Here is a 20,342-nt window from a genome sequence, read left to right on the forward strand (position 1 = left end):
GGGTCATCGTGGTCGCCCGGGCCGCACCAGGCCAGTCTCGTAGGCGCGCACCACGGCCTGGACGCGGTCCCGCACGCCGAGCTTGGCCAGCAGCCGCGTGACGTGCGCCTTCACCGTCGCCTCGGTGACGACGAGCGCGGCGGCGATCTCGGTGTTGGACAGGCCCTGGGCCAGCAAGTGCCAGACCTCACGCTCCCGGGGGCTCAGGTCGGCGGCCGGGTCGGGTCCCGGCGTGGCCGGGGGCGCCTGCAGGTAGCGCTCGATCAGCCGCCGGGTCACCACGGGCGCCAGCAGCGCCTCCCCCGTCGCCACGACCCGCACCGCCTCGACCAGCCGGTCCGGCGGGGCGTCCTTGAGGAGGAAGCCGGCGGCCCCGGCCTCCAGCGCCCGGAACACGTACTCGTTGAGGTCGAAGGTGGTCAGCACCAGCACCTGCGGGGGCTCGGCGAGCCGGCGCAGCCGGCGGGTGCCCTCGATGCCGTCGGTCCGCGGCATCCGCACGTCCATGACGACGACGTCGGGCCGGTGCGCGAGCGCCTGCTCGACCGCCTCCTGCCCGTCCGCGGCCTCGCCCACCACCGCCAGCCCGGCACCCTCGAGCACGCCGGCGATGCCCGACCGGACCAGCGCGTGGTCGTCGGCCACCACCACGCGCAGCGGGGCCGGCCCGGTCACGGCCCCACCAGCGGCAGCACCGCGCGGACCTCCCAGCCGGCCGGGTCGACGGCGCCCACGGTCAGCGAGCCCCCGTAGACCCGCACCCGCTCGCGCATCCCCGGCACGCCGTGTCCGCCGCCGCCGTCGGCGAGGTCGCCGCCGGGGACGGCGGGCACGCTCCCGACCCGGTGGCCGCCGTCATCGCGCACCCGCAGCCGCACCTCCTGTTCATCGACCTCGACCCGCACGCCGACCCGGGCGCCGGGGGCGTGCTTGAGCACGTTGGTCAGCGACTCCTGCACCAGCCGGTAGACCGCGAGCGAGGGCCCGTCGGGGACCGCGGCGACCTCACCGCCCACGGCCAGGTCGACGTCGAGACCGGCGTCGCGGGCGTCGCGGGCGAGGTCCTCGAGCCGGGAGATGCCCGGCTGCGGCGTGTAGTCCGGGTGCCCCTCGCGCAGCACGTCGAGCAGGTGGCGCATCTCCCGCATCGCCTCGGCGGCGGTGCGCCGGGCCATGCCGAGGTGGGCGAGCGCGCGGTCGGGGTCGCGGACGACGAACGCCTCGGCGGCACCGGTCTGCAGCACGACGACCGAGACCGAGTGGGCGACGACGTCGTGCAGCTCGCGGGCGATGCGGGCGCGCTCGAGCGCGACGGCCTCGCCGGCCGCGGCGGCCGAGTCCTCCTCGGCCCGCAGCGCGGCCAGTGCCCGGTGGTGGACGACGCGCCCGCCGGTCCAGGCGCCGGCGACGAAGAAGAGCAGCAGCACCAGCGAGCGCGGCCGGGCGGCCTCGACGCCGAAGTAGCCGAGCTGCCCGGCCACCCCCATCGCGACCACCGGCAGCGCACCCAGGCCCACGGCCGCGGGCAGCGAGCGGACGTGCACGGCGACGGTGAAGGCCGCCAGCAGCAGGCTGGGGAACGGCGTGAAGGTCGCCGCCGCCTCCGCGGTCGCCGCGTGCACGACGAGGGCGGCCGCGACCACGGCGGTGACCGATCCGGGGAACCGGCGGCGCAGCGCCAGCGGGAGGGTCGCGACCAGGACGAACAGCGTGCCGGGCACCGGGGCGAGGTCGGGTGAGAGGACGACCTCCACCAGCCCCCACACCGCGAGGCCGGCCGCGACGGCCAGGTCCAGCCCGCTGGTCCAGCGGGGCACCGACGCCGCGGCGACGGCGGGGTGCCGGGCGGCCCCGGCGGTCGTCGTCACGGACGCCGAACCTACGGGTCACCGGCCCGCCCGCACGTCCACCTCGGGGCGACACGGGGGTTCGACGATGGTCGACACCGCGGTCGCGACCGGCCGCGGTGCGGATGTGGACCGCAGGCCGATGTCGCCGGTCCCGGCCGTCCCTAGCGTCCTCGGCGACCGCCTGACCAGGCGACTCCCTGCACCCCGAGGAGCTCTCGTGACCACCACGCTGCCCACCCCCGCCACCGCCCCGGCCGGCCGGCGCCCCGACACCCGGGCCGGCACCGCCGCGCTCGTCGCCGCGGGCATCTCCGTCGCCGTGGGTGTCACCCAGGTGCTCCACCCGCAGGACACCGACCCGGCGATCGAGCCGCGGACCGCCGCGATCCTCGTGGGCACCAGCGTCATGCTGTGGGCGCTGCCGGTGCTCTACCTCCGGCTCGCCACGCTGGCCGGCGCGCGGTGGACGGCGTACGTCGCCTCGGCCGGCACCGTGCTGCTCAGCGGCGGCATGCTGTCGAGCGCCGTCAACGGCGAGGACCTGTCCTTCTTCCCCGCCGTGGCGCTGGTCGCCAACGCGCTGTGGTTCCTCGGATCGGTCGCCCTGGCCGTCGCCCTGTGGCGCTCGCGGCGGGTGTCCCGCCCGCTCGTGGCGCTGCTGCCGCTGGTGACGCCGGTCTTCCTGGTCCTGTCCCAGACCGGCGGCGGGGTGCCGGTGGGCGCCTACCTGGCCGTCGTCGGCTGGCTGCTGCTGCGCGGGCAGCTCGACCGCCGGGCCTGACCCTCCCGGCGACGCCGGCGGGCCCTGCCGGTGATCCGGCAGGGCCCGCTGGCGTGTGCGATCAGTAGGCGAGCGCGGTCCGGGGATCGGACAGCAGGGCGCCCACGTCGGCGAGGAACCGGCTGCCGAGCTCCCCGTCGATCACCCGGTGGTCGAACGACAGCGCGAGCTGGGTCACCTGCCGCACCCGCACCCTGCCCTTGTGCACCCACGGCGTCTCGCGGACCGCGCCGAAGGCCAGGATCGCCGACTCGCCGGGGTTGAGGATCGGCGTGCCGGTGTCGACGCCGAACACGCCGACGTTGGTGATCGTGATCGTCCCGCCGGACATGTCGGCCGGCGCCGTCCGCCCGGCCCGGGCGGTCTCGGTCAGCTCGGTGAGCGCCGCGGCGAGCTCGCGCAGCGAGAGCCGGTCGGCGCCCTTGACGTTGGGCACGATCAGCCCGCGCGGGGTGGCCGCGGCGATGCCGAGGTTGACCTGCCCGTGGACGACGATCTCCTGCGCGGCCTCGTCCCAGGAGCTGTTCACCATCGGGTGCCGGTTGGCCGCGAGCAGCAGCGCCTTCGCGACGAACAGCAGCGGGCTGACCTTCACCCCGGCGAACTCCGGCCGGGCGGCGGTCCGCGACCGCAGCTTCATCATCCGCGTGACGTCGACGGTGAGGAACTCGGTGACGTGCGGCGCGGTGAACGCGCTGGCCACCATCGCCGCCGCGGTCGCCTTGCGCACGCCCTTGACCGGCACCCGCTCGCCGGCGGCCGGTGCACCGGCCGGGACCGTGGCGAGGTCGGGCACCAGGTCCTGGGTGAGGTCCTGGGCGAGGTCCCGGGCCGGGTCGGCAGCCGGCGCGGGGGCCGCCGCCGGAGCGGTCGCCTCCGCCGGCGGTGCCGCGGCCGCGGCGGTGACGTCCTCGCGGGTGATCACGCCGCCGGCGCCGCTGCCGGTGAGCGCGGTGAGGTCGACGCCGAGGTCGCGGGCCAGCTTGCGCACCGGCGGCTTGGCCAGCGGCCGGACCCGCCCGTGCCCCGGCGCGACCGGCCGGGAGGGGGCGGCCGCCTCGGCGCGGGCGTGCGCCTCGGCCTGCCGGCCGACCTCGAGCCCGCCGTGCCGCACCGGCTTGACGGTGGCGTCGGGGGCGGTGGCCAGCAGCGGCGGCCGGTCCTGCCCGCCCGAGCCGTAGTCGGCGCCGACCGGGGCCGGCGCGGAGTGCACCGCGCGGCGCGGCCGGCGGCGGGCCTCGGTGTTCCGCGGGCCGTAGCCCACGAGCACCGCCGTCCGCCCGCCGGGCGCCGCCCCGCCGATCAACCCGGCGGCGGGCTCGGCGGACTCCGCCGCGGGCGCGGCACCGCCGGCCGCCGGCGCGGGCGCCGGGGCGTCCCCACCGGTGTCGATCGTGATGATCGGCGTGCCGACGTCGACGGTCGTGCCCGCCTCGAACAGCAGCTCGGTCACCGTGCCGGCGTACGGGGAGGGCAGCTCGACGGCGGCCTTGGCCGTCTCGACCTCGCACAGCGGCTGGTTGACCGTCACGGTGTCACCCACCGCGACGAGCCACTGCAGGATCTCCCCGTCGGTCAGGCCCTCCCCGACGTCGGGCAGCTTGAACTGGCGCAGTGCCATCGGTCAGAACTCCATCACGCGGTCGACGGCGTCGAGCACCCGGTCGAGGTCGGGGAGGTACTCCTCCTCGAGCTTCGACGGCGGGTACGGGGTGTCGTAACCACCCACCCGCAGCACCGGCGCCTCCAGCGAGTGGAAGCACGTCTCGGTCACCCGCGCGGCGATCTCCGCACCCAGGCCCAGGGTCACCGGCGCCTCGTGGACGACGACGCAGCGCCCGGTGCGCCGTACCGAGTCGAACACCGGGTCGAGGTCCAGCGGCGAGAGGGTGCGCAGGTCGACGACCTCGAGCGAGCGGTCCTCCTCGGCGGCGGCCTCGGCGGCCTGCAGCGCGGTCTTCACCATCGGGCCGTAGGCCAGCACGGTGACGTCGTCGCCGCCGCGGACGACCCGGGAGGCGAACAGCGGGTCCGGCGTCGCGTCGGTGTCGACCTCCGCCTTCTCCCAGTACCGCCGCTTGGGCTCCAGGAAGACGATCGGGTCGGGGTGGGCGATGGCCTGCTGGATGCCCCAGTAGGCGTCGACCGGGTTGCTGACGGCGACCACCTTCAGCCCCGGGGTGTGCGCGAAGTACGCCTCCGGGCTCTCGCTGTGGTGCTCGACCGCGCCGATGCCGCCACCGAAGGGGATCCGGATGACGATCGGCATGGGCAGCCGGCCGCGCGAGCGGGCGTGGATCTTGGCGACCTGCGTGACGATCTGGTTGTAGGCCGGGAAGACGAACCCGTCGAACTGGATCTCGCAGACCGGCCGGTAGCCGCGCATGGCCAGCCCGACGGCGGTGCCGAGGATGCCGGCCTCGGCCAGCGGGGTGTCGACGACGCGGTCCTCGCCGAAGTCCTTCTGCAGGCCGTCGGTGATCCGGAAGACCCCGCCGAGGCGGCCGATGTCCTCCCCCATGAGCACGACCTTGGCGTCGTCCTCCATGGCGCGGCGCAGGCCCAGGTTGAGGGCCTTGCCGATGGTCAGCGTCTCGGACATCAGTGCCCGCCCTCCTCGAAGGACGCCTGGTAGGCCTCGAACTCCGCCTGCTGCGCGGCGACGAGCGGCGTCTGCTCGGCGTAGACCTGGTCGAACATCGCCGTCCCGGGCGGGTCGGCCATCTCGGTGGTGCCCGAGCGGATCCGCGCCGCCAGCTCGTCGGCCTCGGCCTCGACGGCGTCGAAGAACCCGGCGTCGGCGACCCCGGTGCGCGAGACGTAGGCCTTCAGGCGCGCGATCGGGTCGCGCAGCTTCCACTCCTCCAGCTCGCTGGCGAGCCGGTAGCGGGTGGGGTCGTCGGAGGTGGTGTGCGCGCCCATCCGGTAGGTGAAGGCCTCGATGAACGTCGGGCCCTGGCCCTCGCGGGCGGCGGTCAGCGCCGCCCGGGTCACGGCGAGCACGGCGAGGACGTCGTTGCCGTCGACCCGCACGCCGGGGAAGCCGAACCCGGCCGCGCGCTGGTACAGCGGGATCCGGGTCTGCCGCTCCAGCGGCACGCTGATCGCGTACTGGTTGTTCTGGCAGAAGAAGACGACCGGCGCGGAGAAGCTGGCCGCCCAGATCAGCGCCTCGTTGACCTCGCCCTGGCTGGTCGCGCCGTCGCCGAGGAAGGCCAGCGTCGCGGTCTCGGCGCCGTCGCGCTGCAGGCCCATGGCGTAGCCGGTGGCGTGCAGGCACTGCGCGCCGATGACGACGGTGTAGAGGTTGAAGCCGGTCGCCACCGGGTCCCAGCCGCCGTTGTCCACGCCGCGGAAGAGGCTGATGACGTGCAGCGGGTCGACCCCGCGGGTCCAGGCGACGCCGTGCTCGCGGTAGGTCGGGAAGGCCATGTCGTCGGGGGCCATCGCCCGGCCGGCGCCGATCTGCGCGGCCTCCTGGCCCAGCAGCGAGGCCCAGATGCCCAGCTCGCCCTGGCGCTGCAGCGCGGTGGCCTCGACGTCCCACCGCCGGACCAGCACGAGGTCGCGGTAGAGCCCGCGCAGCTCGTCGGCGGAGACGTCGAGCGGGTAGTCGGGGTGCTCGACGCGCTCGCCCTCGGGGGTGAGCAGCTGCACCAGGTCGGGCTGCTGCGGCAGGTGGGGCGCGGCCGCCCCGGGTACGGGGTCGACCATCTCGGTGGTCGCGCTCGACACGCTCACGCGCTGCTCCTCGCCGTCGTCCGCGGCTGCCGGGGTCGCCGGCCGGTCGCGGTGCTGGACGTCCTGTGGCGCCGGGGTTGTGGCTCCACTCACACATCGTGACACGTCCCACGCCGCGGAGGAGCACACCACCCCGGAGGCGCGATGCGCAAGCCCGCGACGGTGCTCTGAGCAGGATGCGTGCCCCGCGTCCTCCGGACGTGTCAGACTGCCACCGTGCCCGCCGGCCCCGAGCGCCTCGACGCCACCGACGCACGGCTCGTGCAGGCGCTGGACGCCGACCCGCGGGCCACGGTGCTGGCGCTGTCCCAGCAGCTCGGGCTGGCCCGCAACACCGTCCAGGCGCGGCTGGCCCGGCTGGAGTCCGGCGGACTGCTCGCCCCCTTCGCCTCCCGCGTGCGCCCGGAGGCCCTCGGCTACCGGCTGGGCGCCTACGTGACGGTGCAGGTCGTGCAGCGCGGTCTCGAGGAGGTCGCGGCCGCGCTCGCCGCGATGCCCGAGGTGCTGGAGGTGACGGCACTGTCGGGGGCGGCCGACCTGCTGGTGCGGGTGGTCGCCGTCGACGCCGACGACCTCTGGCGGCTGACCGAGCAGGTGCTCGCGCTGCCCGGGGTGGAGCGCACCGACACCGCCCTGGCGCTGCGCCGCTACGTCGAGCACCGGGTCGACCCGCTGCTCGAGCGCGCGGCGGGAGAGCGCCCGCCGTCCGGGTAGGGGTCCGGGGTGACCTCCGAGGCGCCCACCCCGCTGCCCGACCTGCTCGACGAACTGCTGCGCACGTACGGCCCCGGCGGGCACGAGGAGGCGGTGCGCGACGTCGTCCGCCGGGAGCTCGAGCCGCTGGCCGACGAGGTGACCGTCGACGCCGCCGGGAACCTCGTGGCGCTCCTGCACGGGACGGACCGGTCCGCCCCCGCCGTCCGGGTCGTGGCCCACCTCGACGAGCTGTCGATGATGGTCAAGCGGGTCGAGCCCGACGGCACGCTGCGGGTGACCTCGCTGGGCGTCATGTACCCGGGCAACTTCGGCCTCGGCCCGGTCGCCGTCCTCGGCCGGCACCGGACGCTCACCGGCGTCCTCACGCTCGGCTCGGAGCACACGACCGCCGAGAGCCAGCGGATCTGGCAGACCAAGCCCGACCAGGGCGACAAGGCGATGGACTGGTCGCACGTGTACGTCTTCACCGGCTGCCCGGCCGAGGACCTCACCGCCGCCGGGGTGCACCCGGGGACGCGGGTCTGCGTGCACGCCGACCGGCGCGGGCTGACCCGGTTCGGCGACCACGTCGGCTCGTACTTCCTCGACGACCGGGCCGCGCTGACCGCGCTGGTCGGGGCGGCGCGGCTGCTGCGCGGGCGCCCGCACGGCGACGTGTACCTGGTGGCCACCACCAACGAGGAGATGGGCGGGATCGGCGCCTCCCACGCCGCCCGGACGCTGCCCGGCGACCTCACCCTCGCCCTCGACGTCGGCCCCGCGGAGCCCGAGTACCAGGTCACCCTGGACGGCGGGCCGGTGGTGGCCTACGCCGACGACGCCGTCGTCTACGACCGGGCCGTCGCCGACGCGCTGGTCGACGTCGGCACCGAGCTCGGCCTGGACCCGCAGACGGCGGTGTGGCAGTCCTTCGACTCCGACGCCTCCCAGGCGCAGGCGTCGGGCCAGACGGCGCGGGCGGCCCTGCTGAGCCTGCCCACGCTGAGCACCCACGGCTACGAGGTGCTCCACGCCGGCACGGTCGACCGCACCGCCCGGCTGCTCGCCGCCTTCCTGTCCCGGCCGCTGCCGGTCAGCGGCTGACCCGCCGGATCCGCACCGGCCCGCGCGCGGTGCCGACGTCGACCACCGCGCCGCGCTGGGTCACCTCGACCGCGCCGCGTGCGGCCAGCCGGCCCGCGGCCGCGCGCGCCTGCGGCATGAGCGCCCGCCAGCCCTCCGGGTCGACGGCGCGGGCCGCCTCCGACGGGCAGATCGTGGCCCCCGCTGCGCGGGCGTCGAGCAGCGCGTCGATGGCGCGCTCGAGGGCCGGGCCGGCGTCGTCCACCCGCCCATGGTGCGCCGTTTGCGCAGGTCGCGCGCCCGGGTACCGGCGGAGCCATGGCAAGGCGCACCCCGGTGGGGACCTTCGGCAAGGGCAGGCGGGGCATCAGCACGCTGGGCTGGGCGCTGCGCGGCGCGGCGGCGGGGGCGGCCGGGTCCACCGCGCTGAACGCCGTCACCTACCTGGACATGACCGTCCGCGGCCGCGGCACGAGCTCCACGCCCGAGCAGACGGTGGAGCGGCTCGCCGAGAAGGCGCACGTGCCGATCCCCGGCGACGAGGAGCACCGGCAGAACCGGCTCCAGGGCCTCGGGCCGATCACCGGCCTGGTCGCCGGCGTCGGCGTCGGCGTGCTGACCGGGCTGGCGCGGGCGTCGGGGTTCCGGTCACAGCCGCTGGTGGGCACGCTGCTGACCACCCTCGGCGTGCTGGTGGCCGCGAACGGGCCCATGACGGCGCTGGGCGTCACCGACCCCCGCACGTGGTCGGCCACCGACTGGGTCAGCGACCTCGTGCCGCACCTGGCCTACGGCGCCGTCGTCAAGACCACGATGGACGCCTTCGACCGGCCCTGACCGTGTACACGATGCCCGTCGAGATCACGTGATCTCGACGGTCCAGGGCGTCGATGGCGTCGAGATCACGTGATCTCGACGGTTCAGGGCACCGTCCAGCCGCGGGGGTCGACGCCGCCGGGGACGGGGGCCGCGGGGTCGTAGGGCTGCCGGGTGAAGACGAACGTGCCCAGGTCGAGGTGGTCAGGGGCGATCCGCAGCGTCTCCCCGGCGTAGTAGCCGTCCAGCCCGACCCACCGGCCGTCGTCGCCCCGGCGGAAGCGGCTGGCCCGTCCGGCCCGTCCCGGCAGCGGCCCCAGGTGCAGCAGTCCGCCGGCCACCGCCCGCAGGGCGTGCGGCGCCGGGCCCCAGTACCAGACGCCGAGCTGCTCGAGCGGTACTGGCGGCTCCGACGGGCGCCAGGGGTCGACCACCCGCGGCTCGGCGGCGCGCAGGTCGGCGAGCAGCCCGGGCAGCAGCGCGTCCAGGCCGCTGGTGGTGTTGGCCAGGGAGACCCCGCCGGTGCCCTCCTCGCGGTCGACGAACACCCCGGCGAGGAAGCCCGGCATCGAGCCGCCGTGCCCGGTCAGCGTGCGGCCGTCGACCCGCAGCACCTGCAGCCCGAGCCCGTACGCCGACCAGGCCGGGGACGACGGGTCGACGCCGGCCGGCACCGCCATCTCCTCCAGGGTGGCCGGGGACAGCACGTCGCCGGTGTCGCCGAGCAGGAACGCGGCGAACCGGGCGAGGTCGGCGAGGGTGGCCCACAGCTGACCCGCGGCGGCCATCACGCCGGCGTGGTGCTCGGGCTCGGGCAGCGCGACGTCGGCCCACGGGTGCACGGCCCAGCCCTGCGCGGCGCGGCCGGACGGGCGTGGCGTCGTCCGGGTCATGCCCAGCGGCCCGAGCACCTCGGCGGTGACGACGTCGTCCCACGCCCGCCCGCGCAGCCGGGCCACGAGCTCGCCGAGCAGGCCGAAGCCGAGGTTGGAGTAGTGGAAGCGCCGGGCCTCGCCCAGGACGACGTCGTCCCCGCCGAGCGCCAGGTCGGCCAGGGACCCGCCGGGCACCCGCTCCCACCAGCCGCCGGGGCTCTCGGCGGACGCGCCGGCCAGGTGCGACAGCAGCTGCCCGATCGAGCGGTCGCCCAGCGGGGTGCCGGGCAGGTGCCGGTCGAGCGGGTCGTCGAGGCCGAGCCGGCCCTCGTCGCGCAGCCGCAGGACGGCGACCGCGGTGACCGTCTTGCTGATCGAGCCGAGCCGGTACTGGACGTCGGTGTGCGGCTCGGCGACGTCGCCGCGGCCGGCCGACCACGCCAGGCCGCCGTCCCGTACGACGCCGGCCACCAGGCTCGGCGCGCGGCCGTCGCGCTGCACCCGGGCGGTGCGGGCCAGCAGGGTGCGGGCGGTGGCGGGCAGCACGGTCGGCATGCCCGGAACCGTAGGTCAGGCCCGCGCGGGGACCGCCAGCCTCCCCGTGCGGCCGGCCCAGCGCTCGAAGACGACGGTGACCAGCGGCGGGATCGAGGCGGCGAGCGCCAGCAGCGTCGTCCCCGGGGACCAGCGGAGCACCCGGGCCGCGACCAGCGCCACGACGACGTAGGCGACGAACACCGCGCCGTGGACCGGGCCGAACACCTGCACGCCGACCTCGGAGGTCTCCGGCACGTACTTCACGTACATCCCGGCCAGCAGGCCCACCCAGGACAGCGCCTCGGCGACGGCGACGACGCGGAAGGCGGTGGCGACGGTGCGGGGGTTCACGGGGATGCGGTCCTCACGGATCGGCGGCGGCTCCGCAGGGTGCAACGCGGCAGGCTCCGCCGGAGGTCCCGGACCGGGTGTGACCCCGGCAACGCGCCGGAACGGCCACCCTCCCGGGGAGGAGGGTGGCCCTTCCTCAGCCGATGCGGCGGGCGCCGGCGTAGCCGCCCATCGAGTCGACGCCGGCCACCTTGACGACGTCGCCGGAGGTGGGCGCGTGCACCATCTGGCCGTTGCCGATGTAGATGCCCACGTGGCTGACCGGGCTGTAGAAGAACACCAGGTCACCGGGCTGCAGGTCGGCCCGGGAGACCGCGGTGCCCATCTGCGACTGCATCCGGCTCGAGTGCGGGAGGCTGATCCCGGCGGCCTTGAAGGCGTACTGGGTCAGGCCCGAGCAGTCGAAGGAGTCCGGGCCGGCGGCGGCCCACACGTAGGGGTCGCCCCGCTGCGCCATGGCGGTGGCCACGACGGTGCCGGCGACGCCGCTGGCCGGCGCGGCCGCCGCTGCCGGCGCCTCCTCGGCGGGCTGCGCCGCGGCGGGCTCCTCGCGCTCGTCGTCGCGGCTGGCCCGCTCGTCCTCGGCGGCGTGCGCGGCCGCGGCGGCCTCGAGCGCGGCGCGCTGCTCCTCGGCGGTCAGCCGGGCGAAGTCGGCCTGGTAGGCGGCGATCTGGTCCTCGAGGTCGACCTGCTGGGCAGCGACGGCGTCGTACTGGCGCTGCGCCTCGACGGCGGCATCGGTGGCGGCGGCCTGGGCGGCGGTGGCGGTGTCGGTCGCCGCGACCGCCTGGCCGAGCAGCTCGCCCTGGTAGCCGGCGACGCCCTGCAGGAGGCTGACGCGGTTGACGAACTCGTCGGCGTCCTCGCTGGTCAGGAGCGCCTGCAGCGAACCCATGCCGTTGCCGGTGTAGGCGGAGCGGGCGATGCCGACGACCTGCTCGCGGGCGGTGCCGACGGCGGCCTGGGCCTGGGCGAGGGAGGCGGCGGCGGTCTCGGCCGCGGCCTGCTGCGCGGCGAGCACCTCGCGGGCCTCGTTGAACTGCTCGGTGACGACCTCGAGCTCGTGCCCGCGGGCGGCCACGAGCTGTGCGGCCTCAGCCGCCGTCGTGGGCTCCTCGGCCAGGGCGGACGAGGGGACCACCCCAACCCCCACGCCGAGCCCCACGGCCCCGGCGAGGACGAGGGCGGCGCGGCGACCCTGCCGGCGGCGGGCCGGGCGGCCGGTCACGGGCGTGCCGGGGACAGACGTGCGCAGGGACGCCACGCGGCGGTTCTCCTCTTCCCAGGCCGCCTACCGGGTTAGCTGACGGGTTCGGGCGTGGACTCGCCCGGCGCGTGCGGACACGCGCTGCACCCCAGGACTGCGGTGGGTCCCCGGCCCGGCGCCCCGCGGGGCGACCGGCTCGACGGCGTCCTCGGGGTGTCACCCAGGTCAGTGACGGAGCGCCCCGTTGGACGCACACAGAGTAAGGGTCGTGACGGACGCGTGACAATCACCCCGGTGTAATCACATCGGTGACATTCCGTGGTCGCCCGGTCACCGGACTGCCTGCCCCTGGCGGTTTGGCCGGGCTCCGGGGCGTGTAGGAGTCAGGCATGTCCACCTCCACCCGGATGCGCCTGACCCGGCCGCTGGTCGTGCTCGCGCTGTTCGGCTCCCTGACCGCCTGCGGCGACAACACCGACTTCTCCCGCGGGCCCACCAACTGCGACGCGAGCGGCGAGAACGCCAGCAACGAGAACGACGCCGCGTGCCAGGAGACCGGCCCCAACCCCGGCAACGACGCGCCCACCACCGACGACACCTCCGAGGACTGACCGTCCACCGGCCCCCCGACGGGCGCCCGGTCGCGGGGGCTGGTGGCATGGGCGGGTGACTCCGGAACGCAGGTGGACCGCAGCCCGCCTACGAACCGAGACGAGGGGCCTGCTGGCCGGCGCCCAGCAGCTGCTCCGCGGGCGCGACCTCGCCCTGATCGCGGCGGGACTGACCTTCTACGCCGGCATCGCGGTGGTGCCGCTGCTGCTGGTCGCGGTGCGGCTGACCGCGCTGGCGACCTCGGCCGACGAGGTGCGCGCGCTCGCCGCCCGGCTGACCGAGCTGCTGCCCACCCCGCTGGGCGCCCCGGAGGCGGTCGAGCGCCTGGTCGACGCCGGCACCCGCCTGGACCTCCTGGGCTTCGTGCTGGCACTGGTGCCGCTGACGTTCTACGGCGAGGGGCTGCGCCGGGCGCTGCTGCGGTTCAGCCCCCGCCGGGAGAGCCTGACCGGCTGGCGCGGCCGCCTGCTGAGCCTGCCGCTGGTGGTCGTCTCACCGCTGCTGCTGTACCCGCTGCTGCTCGCGGCCCGGGTGATGGCCGACCTGGCCCGCGAGGACGGCGCCGGGGCGGTGGTCGGCCGCCTCGCCGTCGGCTACTACTCGGTGCTGTTCGTCCTCACGGTGCCGCTGCTGTGGGGCTACGGCGTGGTGTCCGGCGGGCGCTTCCGCTGGACGGCGCTCACCAGCGGGGCGCTGTTCACCGCGGCCTGCCTGTCGGGGTTCCTGCAGGGCTTCGTCCTGTTCCTGTCCCTGCCGCTGGACCTCGGCGCCCCGTTCGGCGGCCTGGTCGTCGTCGGGGCGGTGGTCGCCGTCGGGCTGTGGCTGTTCCTGCTGCACCTGGTGCTGCTGGCCGGGTGGCTGCTCACCCAGTCGCTCGACGAGCGGCTCGCCCGGCGTCGGGCCGGCGCCCACTACCCCGGGCTCCAGGGCGCCCCCTCGGCCGGCGCGGGTGCCGGCTCCGCGGGCGCCGGGGGCGGCGGCGCCGCGGGCGCCGGGGGCGCGCCCTCCCCCGGGGCCGGCAGCGCCCCGGCCGGATCCTCCGGCACGGTGCCGGGCAGCGGGGGTCCGGGCGGGGGTTCCGGAGCCGGTTCCGGAGCCGGTTCCGGAGCCGGTTCCGGCGGCGGGGGCCCGGGCGGGGGTTCCGGAGCGGGCTCCGGCGCCGGGGCGGGCGGCTCGGGATCGGGGGCGGGGTCGGGGGTGACCGGCTCGGGAGCCGGCTCGACGTAGTCGCTGCCGTTGCTCACCAGGATCGACACGACCTGGCCGGGCACCGCCCGGGCACCCCGGGGCGGGCTGGTCCCGAGGAAGGCGCCGGCCGGCTCGTCGCTGTCGACCCGCAGCGTCTGCGGCGTGAAGCCGGCCTCGGCGAGGACCCGCTCGCAGCTGCGCGCGCCCGAGCAGCCGGGCACCGGCCTGGTGTTGCCGTGCTCCACCGTCTCGTCGGCCGGCGGGAACTCACCGCTGCCCCGGGCGGTGAGGATCGGCTCCATCGCGTCCCGCCAGATCGTGGCGCCCTTGCCGCCACCGAAGCCGCCGACGTCCTCGTTCTCCTTGGGGTTGAGCACCATGACGCTCGCGGTGATCTCGGGCGTGTAGCCGACGAAGGCCACCGAGTAGTTGTCCTGCGAGGTCCCGGTCTTGCCGGCGATCTGGTGCCCGCGGACGTAGGCGCGCGCCCCGGTCTGCCCGCGGTACCCCGGCTCGACGTCCTTGCGGAGGATCTGGTTCATCGTGGTGGCCACGCCCGGAGGGATGGCCTCGGGCGTGCACCGGTCGCCCACCGGCAGCGGCTCGCCGTCGGCACCCCGGGCCGGCTGCCCGGCGGCGTCGAGCACGGCGGTCACCGGGACGACGTCGCACTGCGTGCCGCCGGCCGCGAACGTCGAGTAGGCGCTGGCCAGGGCGAGCGGGCTGGTGGCCTCGGCGCCGAAGGTGAACGAGCCGCGGTTCTCGTCGATGATCTGCTGCGGCAGCTCCGGCGGGCTGAACTGGAACAGGCCCGCGGCCTCGGCCATCCGCACCGGCTCCTCGACGCTGCCGAGGGCGTCCTCGAGCGCGAGGAAGTAGGTGTTGGAGGACTGGTAGAGCGCGGTGGTCAGGTCCAGCGTCGGGCGGTAGCCCGACCCGGCGTTGCGCACGCAGTACCGGCCGTCGGTGTCGCGGCCCTGACAGGGGCCGGAGTACACGCGGGAGACGTAGGGGTCGGCGGCGGTGAGCGTGTAGGTGGAGGAGTATCCCCGGGCCAGCGCCGCGGCGGCCACGAAGACCTTGTACGTCGAGCCCGAGCCCTGGCTGGGCCAGGTGTTGAGGTTGAACGACTCCTGCGTCGGGTCGGACCGGTCGTAGCCGAACGTGCGGTTGACGCTCATCGCCAGCAGGTGGCCGGTGCCGGGCTCGACGGCGGTGAACATGCCGGCCAGCGAGTCCTCCAGCGGCACGGTCCGCAGCACCGCGGCGTCACCGGAGCGCTGCAGGTCCGGGTCCAGCGTCGTCTGGACGACGTAGCCGCCGTTGTCCAGCTGCTCCTGGGTCAGCCCCAGCTCCTGGATGAGGTACCGCTGGACGAAGTCGCAGACGAACGGCCCGACGCTGGCCTCGACGCAGCCCCGGCGCGGCGGCGGCCCCGGCGCGAGGCCCAGGGGCTCGGCCTGCGCGGCGGCGGCCTCGGCGGCGGTGACCATGCCCTGCTCGGCCATCCGCGAGAGGACCTCGTCGCGCCGCGCGGTGGCGGCCTCGGGGTCGACGAACGGGTCGTCCTCGGTGGGGCTCTGCACCAGGCCGGCCAGCAGCGCGGCCTGCGGCAGCGTCAGCGCGGAGGCGTCGACGCCGAACAGGGCGCGGGCGGCGGGCTGCACGCCGTAGGCGTTGGAGCCGAAGTAGACGGTGTTGAGGTAGCGGGTGAGGATCTCGTCCTTGGTGTAGAGGTCCTCGATCGCCAGGGCCAGGCGTGCCTCGCGCACCTTGCGGCCGACGGTCTGCTCGGTGGCCGACACCCGCTCCTCCGGGGTGTCGGCGGCCTGCAGCAGGGTCTGCTTCACCAGTTGCTGGGTGAGCGTGGAGCCGCCCTCGGCCACCCCGCCGGCGACGATGTTGGTGGCCAGCGCGCGCACCGTGCCCTGCACGTCGAGCCCGTTGTGCTCGTGGAACCGCGCGTCCTCGATGGCGATCATCGCCTGCTTCATGACCTCGGCGATCTGCTCGGAGGCCACCGGCTGGCGGTTCTCGTCGTAGAAGTACGTGATCGGCTCGCCGTTCGCGGCCAGCAGCACGGTGTTGCCCGGCGGCGTGTCGACGGTGAACTCGGTGGGCAGGTCGCCCAGCAGGCCGGTGGAGCGCTGGGCGGCGACCGCCGGGCCGCCGATCCACGGGAGGAGCAGACCCGCCACCAGCGCCCCGGCGACCACGACGGTGGCGGCCAGACGCAGCAGCGTCCCAGCCGGACTGGGCCGGTCCATGGGCTCCCTCCTCGGCCGATCACTGGAACAGAGATCACCGCCGACCACAACCACCCGCGCCGGTGTGGCCCGCGGCGACGCGCTAGGGCTCGACGGCCAGCGGCACCGGCAGGTCGTCGCGGTGCAGGACCACCAGCGTGCTCACCGCGCGGGTCAGCACCACGTAGAGCCGGTTGAGCCCCCGCGGCTCGGCCGCCACGATCGCGGCCGGGTCGGCGACGACGACGGCGTCGAACTCCAGCCCCTTGGCCAGCGTCGCGGGGACGACGGCGACCCGCCCGGCCGCCGAGCCGTCGTCGGCGAGCACCTCGGCGGGCAGGCCGGCGTCGGCCAGCGACCGCGCCACCCCGGCGACCGCGGCGTCGGCGCAGACCACGCCGACCGACCCCGGCGCGGCGGCCAGCGCGGCGACGACCTCGGCCAGCGGCCCGGCGAGGTCGGCGACCGGCCGGACCTCCAGCGCGCCCGGGTCCCGGCGCACCGCGGTGGCCGGGCGCAGGCCGGGGGCGATGACCGGCAGCAGCCGGTTGGCGTAGTCGAGCACCTCACCGGGCACCCGGTAGCCCCGGGTGAGCGGCCGGACGGCGGTCTGCGGCCGGCCCAGGCCGGCGAGGGTCGGCGCCCAGTCCGCCGGCGACCCGGGGCCGGTGGCCTGCGCGAGGTCGCCGAGCACGGTGAGCGACCCGGCGGCCAGCCGGCGCGCGATCGCCCGGCACTGCATGGGGGTGAGGTCCTGCGCCTCGTCGACGACCACGTGCCCGTAGCCGGCGGTGCGCTCGACCAGCCCCGCGGCCTCGTCGACCAGGACGGCGTCGGCGGCGGTCCACGGGGTCGCGCGGACCGAGCGGGTGGCCGGGCGCAGCAGCAGGGCCTGCTCGTCGTCGGTCAGCACGCCGCGGGCGGCGCGGGCGAGGACGGCGGGGTCGGAGAGGAGCTCCGCCACGAGCGCGGCGGCGTCGCGGGCGGGCCAGACGGTGTCGCAGAATGCGCGGACCCCGGCGCTGCGGGCGGCGCGGCGGACCTCCCCGTCGGAGGGGCTGCCGCCGGCCTCCTCGTTCTGCCGGCGGGCCTCCTCGGCCAGCAGCAGCGCCAGCCGCTCGCGCCCGGCGGCGTGGTGCAGCCGCTGCTGGTCGTCGGCCAGGCGGCCGCGCCGGCGCAGGTCGTCGACGTGGCGCTTGAGCCGCTCGACCGGGACCCGGTACCGGCGGCCGGCCAGCGGGACGAGGACGTCGTCGGTGGGCTTGGCGATGGAGCCCCACAGCGCCCGCTCGAGCACCTGCGCCATACGGGCGTCGCCCTTGAGGACGGCGACCTCCGGGGCGTCCTGCGCCCGCACCGGCACACGCGCCGTCAGCTCGGCGACCGTCGTCTGGTCGACGTCGACCTCGCCGAGGGTGGGCAGCACCTGCTCGATGTAGCGCAGGAACGCCCGGTTCGGCCCGACGACCAGGACGCCGGTGCGCGCCAGCTGGCCGCCGTGCGTGTAGAGCAGGTAGGCCGCCCGGTGCAGGCCGACCGCGGTCTTGCCGGTGCCGGGCGCGCCCTGCACACACACCGACTCGGCCAGCGGGGCGCGCACGATCTCGTCCTGCTCGGGCTGGATGGTGGCCACGATGTCGCGCATGGGTCCGCTGCGCGGGCGCTCGATCTCCTGCCGCAGCAGCGCCGAGTCGTCCTCCTGGCCGGCGCCGAGCAGCTCGTCCTCGTAGCTCGTCAGCTCCCCGCCGGAGAAGCCGAAGCGGCGGCGGCGCACCAGGCCCTGCGGGTCGGCGGCGGTGGCCCGGTAGAACGGGCGGCTCATCGGGGCCCGCCAGTCGATGACCACCGGCCGGCCCGCGGCGTCGCGCACGTGCCGACGGCCGATGTGGAAGGTCTCGGTCGTGCCGTCGGGGGCGCCGGTGTCGGTGCGGCCGAAGAACGGCGGCACGCCCGGGTCGGCGGCCAGGGCGCGCAGCCGGTCGGCGCGGGCGGCGCCCAGCCGCTCGGAGGCCCAGGCGTCCACCCCGGCGTCGACGACGGCGGAGGCGGCGGCGCGCATCCCGGTCAGGCAGTCGGCGGCGCGGGCCAGGTGGGCGCGCTCGGCGGCCAGGACGGGGTCGGGAACGGGGGGTGCGGGAGGGCTCGTGCCGGTCGGTGGGGCGGACACGGTCGTTGGACGCTACGCCTCGCGGTGGCCCGCGTCACGCTCGTGACCCGGCGGTCCGATCCCCTCCCGGACGGTCACCGGGCTCGACGAGGTGGACGCGGACCGCCCGGAACTGGGCGGGGGTCGCCTCGAGCACCGCGCGCGTCGGCTCGCCGACCTCCAGCGCGGGGTCGCGGCGCAGCGCCGCCAGCGCGGCCAGCCGCGGGTCGGCGAGGACGGCGTCGACCATCGGCCGGTCGCCCCCGGTGAACAGGGCCTCGAGGCCGGCGGTGTGCGGCAGCAGCACGCGGGCGGCGGTCCCGGCGGCGGCGCCGACCACCGCGTCGGCCTGGTGGGTCCGGCGGCGGGCGAAGCGCTGCTGGCTCCAGCCGCCGGCCGCGCTGCGCCCCTGCACCAGCCGCGTGTCGACCTTGGAGACCACGAGGTCGGCGCCGTCGAAGACGCCGGTCGCCCACCGGCCCCGGCGCACGAGCAGGACGGCGGCGCGCCGGGGCTGCCGGGCGGCGGCGGTGAACGAGGTCAGCAGCGCCGGTGTCGGCGTCCACGCGAACGGTGCGCGCAGGGTCAGCGTGGTGCCGTCCCGGCAGGTGACGGCCACGGCGCCGTCGTCGTCCCCGGTCACCTCGACGAAGGGCCCGTGCCGCGCGGCGACGCCGTCGAGCCACCGGCCCAGCCGCTCCGGTGCGACGCCGAGGACGCGGCCGCCGCCGGCCGCCGGCCGGGGGCGGGTCACCGGCTCAGCCGGTCACCTCACCGGCGAGGACCGGCTCGGCGATGTTCTCGGCGGGCACGTGCAGCAGCCGCTGGGCCACCAGCACGACGACGGCGGCGAGCCCGGCCGACACCGTCGCCACGAGGAAGGCCGCGTTGGCGCCGGCGGTGTCGACGATCTTCCCGGCGATCGACGTGCCGACGGCGACCCCCAGCCCGAGCGCGGTGCCGATCCAGGTGAAGGCCTCGGTGACGGCGGTCCGCGGGACGATGATCTCGGCGAGGGTGAACGAGCTGATCAGCGACGGCGACACCGCGATGCCGGCGACCACCACGAACGGGATCATCACCCAGACGCTGTCGACGACGACCAGCGGCACGGTGAGCACGGTGAGCACCAGCAGGACGACCAGCAACCGGTGCCGCAGCGGGTGGTGCCAGTGCACGGCGCCCCAGCCGATGCCGCTGACCATCGAGCCCACCGCCAGCCCCGCGATGAGCACACCCGACAGGCCCATGGCGTCGGCCTCGTCGGCGAAGGCGACCAGCGCGATCTCCAGCGTGCCGAGGACCGAGCCGACGGCGGCGCCGACGACGAACAGCACGCGCAGGCCGGGCGTGCGGATCGCCGAGGGCCCGCGGCGCGCCTCGTGGCCGTGCGGCGGGGGTTCGGTCCGGCGCTGGGCGGCGAACAGCAGCGCGCCCACGACGGCGAGGGTGAACGCGGTGACCACGCCGGAGGTGGCGTGCCCGGTGGTGGACAGGAAGGTGACCAGCACCGGCCCGACGATGAAGACCAGTTCGTCGACCACCGACTCCATGGCCAGCGCGGCGGGCAGCCGCTTGGTGCCGCGCAGCAGGTGGGTCCAGCGCACGCGGATCATCGAGGCGACCGGCGGGATGCACGCGCCCGCGACGCCCGCGGTGGCGAAGAGCGTCCAGCGCGGCCAGTCGTCCTTGACCGCGGCCAGGAACGCCGCCCCCGCGGCGGCGAAGACGAGCACGACCGGGACGAGCACGCGGCGCTGGCCGAAGGTGTCGGCCAGCCGCCCCAGCAGCGGGCCGGCCAGGGCGGTGGTGACCGCGCCGGCCGCCGCCACCGTGCCGCCCAGCCCGTACGAGCCGGTCTCGGACGCCACCAGGAGGACGCACCCCAGGCCCACCATCGACAGCGGGAGCCGCCCGACGAAGGCGGCGAGCACCATGGGCAGTGCGTGCGGCGTGCGCAGCACGTGCAGGTAGGGACTGAGCAAAGGAGGGGGACCTGTCGTCAGGGGGACGCGGGTTCACTCCACGCTAACCGACGGCGGCACGGCGGGCAGGCGGACCGCTTGCGTTCCGTGTGCGGACGGACACGGGCCCCGCCCCGGACGACGCTGTCCGACGCGGGGCCCGCGGGACCCGGGGGGGGGGGGGGGGGGGGGGGGGGGGGGGGGGGGGGGGGGGGGGGGGGGGGGGGGGGGGGGGTGGGGGGGGGGGGG

General features: G+C 76.4%; 18 protein-coding genes, 1 pseudogene and 1 riboswitch. Of the genes and pseudogenes, 6 read left to right on the forward strand and 13 right to left on the reverse strand.

All coding sequences use genetic code 11. The annotated features are described in order from the left end of the window. Positions 1–3 precede the first annotated feature (3 nt). Positions 4–675, reverse strand: coding sequence for a response regulator (locus tag ACI79V_RS17860; RefSeq protein ID WP_456891329.1), 672 nt, complete (start codon positions 673–675; stop codon positions 4–6). Next, positions 672–1,868: a sensor histidine kinase gene (locus tag ACI79V_RS17865; RefSeq protein ID WP_456891330.1), complete on the reverse strand. Its 1,197-nt coding sequence runs from the start codon at positions 1,866–1,868 to the stop codon at positions 672–674. Before ACI79V_RS17865 ends, ACI79V_RS17860 begins: the two co-directional genes overlap by 4 nt. A 199-nt stretch (positions 1,869–2,067) precedes the next feature. Between ACI79V_RS17865 and ACI79V_RS17870 the strand changes: the two genes are divergently transcribed. Next, positions 2,068–2,631 carry a hypothetical protein gene (locus tag ACI79V_RS17870; RefSeq protein WP_456891332.1) on the forward strand — a complete coding sequence of 188 codons (564 nt, stop codon included), beginning with the start codon at positions 2,068–2,070 and terminating at the stop codon, positions 2,629–2,631. A gap of 61 nt (positions 2,632–2,692) precedes the next feature. On the opposite strand, the gene ACI79V_RS17875 is transcribed toward ACI79V_RS17870, so the two are convergent. The 3 genes from ACI79V_RS17875 to pdhA are packed head-to-tail and all read right to left on the reverse strand — an operon-like array spanning position 2,693 to position 6,372. Further along, positions 2,693–4,252, reverse strand: coding sequence for a dihydrolipoamide acetyltransferase family protein (locus tag ACI79V_RS17875; RefSeq protein WP_456891333.1), 1,560 nt, complete (start codon positions 4,250–4,252; stop codon positions 2,693–2,695). A gap of 3 nt (positions 4,253–4,255) precedes the next feature. Continuing rightward, positions 4,256–5,233 carry an alpha-ketoacid dehydrogenase subunit beta gene (locus ACI79V_RS17880; RefSeq protein WP_456877632.1) on the reverse strand — a complete coding sequence of 326 codons (978 nt, stop codon included), beginning with the start codon at positions 5,231–5,233 and terminating at the stop codon, positions 4,256–4,258. Continuing rightward, on the reverse strand, positions 5,233–6,372 hold the full coding sequence (gene pdhA, locus ACI79V_RS17885) for a pyruvate dehydrogenase (acetyl-transferring) E1 component subunit alpha (protein ID WP_456891335.1): 1,140 nt from the start codon (positions 6,370–6,372) through the stop codon (positions 5,233–5,235). Before pdhA ends, ACI79V_RS17880 begins: the two co-directional genes overlap by 1 nt. 216 nt (positions 6,373–6,588) lie before the next feature. On the opposite strand from pdhA, the gene ACI79V_RS17890 reads away from it, so the two are divergent. Both ACI79V_RS17890 and ACI79V_RS17895 read left to right on the forward strand, forming a co-directional pair. Next, positions 6,589–7,086: an Lrp/AsnC family transcriptional regulator gene (locus tag ACI79V_RS17890; protein WP_456877634.1), complete on the forward strand. Its 498-nt coding sequence runs from the start codon at positions 6,589–6,591 to the stop codon at positions 7,084–7,086. Positions 7,087–7,095: 9 nt separating this feature from the next. Continuing rightward, positions 7,096–8,172: a M42 family metallopeptidase gene (locus tag ACI79V_RS17895; protein ID WP_456891337.1), complete on the forward strand. Its 1,077-nt coding sequence runs from the start codon at positions 7,096–7,098 to the stop codon at positions 8,170–8,172. Here ACI79V_RS17895 and ACI79V_RS17900 read toward each other — a convergent pair. Continuing rightward, entirely contained in the window at positions 8,162–8,416 is a 255-nt protein-coding gene (locus ACI79V_RS17900; RefSeq protein WP_456877636.1) for a DUF3253 domain-containing protein, read from the reverse strand. The two genes, ACI79V_RS17895 and ACI79V_RS17900, sit on opposite strands and share 11 nt — an antisense overlap. Before the next feature lie 53 nt (positions 8,417–8,469). Here ACI79V_RS17900 and ACI79V_RS17905 point away from each other — a divergent pair, with 53 nt between their 5' ends. Beyond that, entirely contained in the window at positions 8,470–8,988 is a 519-nt protein-coding gene (locus ACI79V_RS17905; protein ID WP_456891339.1) for a hypothetical protein, read from the forward strand. A gap of 83 nt (positions 8,989–9,071) precedes the next feature. On the opposite strand, the gene ACI79V_RS17910 is transcribed toward ACI79V_RS17905, so the two are convergent. The 3 genes from ACI79V_RS17910 to ACI79V_RS17920 form a co-directional block, all read right to left on the reverse strand. Further along, on the reverse strand, positions 9,072–10,397 hold the full coding sequence (locus ACI79V_RS17910; protein WP_456891341.1) for a serine hydrolase domain-containing protein: 1,326 nt from the start codon (positions 10,395–10,397) through the stop codon (positions 9,072–9,074). Between the two features lie 15 nt (positions 10,398–10,412). Next, the gene (locus ACI79V_RS17915) at positions 10,413–10,730 is read right to left on the reverse strand and encodes a DUF3817 domain-containing protein (protein ID WP_456877639.1); all 318 of its coding nucleotides are present in this window, start codon (positions 10,728–10,730) and stop codon (positions 10,413–10,415) included. Positions 10,731–10,866: 136 nt separating this feature from the next. After that, the gene (locus ACI79V_RS17920; RefSeq protein ID WP_456891343.1) at positions 10,867–11,994 is read right to left on the reverse strand and encodes a C40 family peptidase; all 1,128 of its coding nucleotides are present in this window, start codon (positions 11,992–11,994) and stop codon (positions 10,867–10,869) included. A 7-nt stretch (positions 11,995–12,001) separates the two neighbouring features. Next, positions 12,002–12,137: riboswitch (cyclic di-AMP (ydaO/yuaA leader) on the reverse strand. A 189-nt stretch (positions 12,138–12,326) separates the two neighbouring features. On the opposite strand from ACI79V_RS17920, the gene ACI79V_RS17925 reads away from it, so the two are divergent. Together ACI79V_RS17925 and ACI79V_RS17930 are read left to right on the forward strand one after the other, a co-directional pair. Further along, positions 12,327–12,548 (forward strand): hypothetical protein, encoded by a 222-nt coding sequence (locus tag ACI79V_RS17925; RefSeq protein WP_456891345.1) that lies wholly within the window; start codon positions 12,327–12,329, stop codon positions 12,546–12,548. Between the two features lie 55 nt (positions 12,549–12,603). Next, positions 12,604–13,422: pseudogene (locus ACI79V_RS17930) on the forward strand (YhjD/YihY/BrkB family envelope integrity protein); the annotation flags it as partial. 38 nt (positions 13,423–13,460) lie between these two features. On the opposite strand, the gene ACI79V_RS17935 reads toward ACI79V_RS17930, so the two are convergent. The 4 genes from ACI79V_RS17935 to ACI79V_RS17950 all read right to left on the reverse strand — a co-directional run bounded on the left by ACI79V_RS17935 (position 13,461) and on the right by ACI79V_RS17950 (position 20,114). Then, positions 13,461–16,004 carry a transglycosylase domain-containing protein gene (locus ACI79V_RS17935; RefSeq protein WP_456891347.1) on the reverse strand — a complete coding sequence of 848 codons (2,544 nt, stop codon included), beginning with the start codon at positions 16,002–16,004 and terminating at the stop codon, positions 13,461–13,463. 82 nt (positions 16,005–16,086) lie between these two features. Further along, entirely contained in the window at positions 16,087–18,150 is a 2,064-nt protein-coding gene (locus ACI79V_RS17940) for a HelD family protein (RefSeq protein WP_456891348.1), read from the reverse strand. Between the two features lie 34 nt (positions 18,151–18,184). Continuing rightward, the gene (locus ACI79V_RS17945) at positions 18,185–18,883 is read right to left on the reverse strand and encodes an acVLRF1 family peptidyl-tRNA hydrolase (RefSeq protein ID WP_456891350.1); all 699 of its coding nucleotides are present in this window, start codon (positions 18,881–18,883) and stop codon (positions 18,185–18,187) included. A gap of 4 nt (positions 18,884–18,887) precedes the next feature. After that, positions 18,888–20,114 carry an MFS transporter gene (locus ACI79V_RS17950; protein WP_456877645.1) on the reverse strand — a complete coding sequence of 409 codons (1,227 nt, stop codon included), beginning with the start codon at positions 20,112–20,114 and terminating at the stop codon, positions 18,888–18,890. Between the last annotated feature and the right edge of the window lie 228 nt (positions 20,115–20,342).

The organism is Geodermatophilus sp. SYSU D00700 (assembly GCF_054050255.1).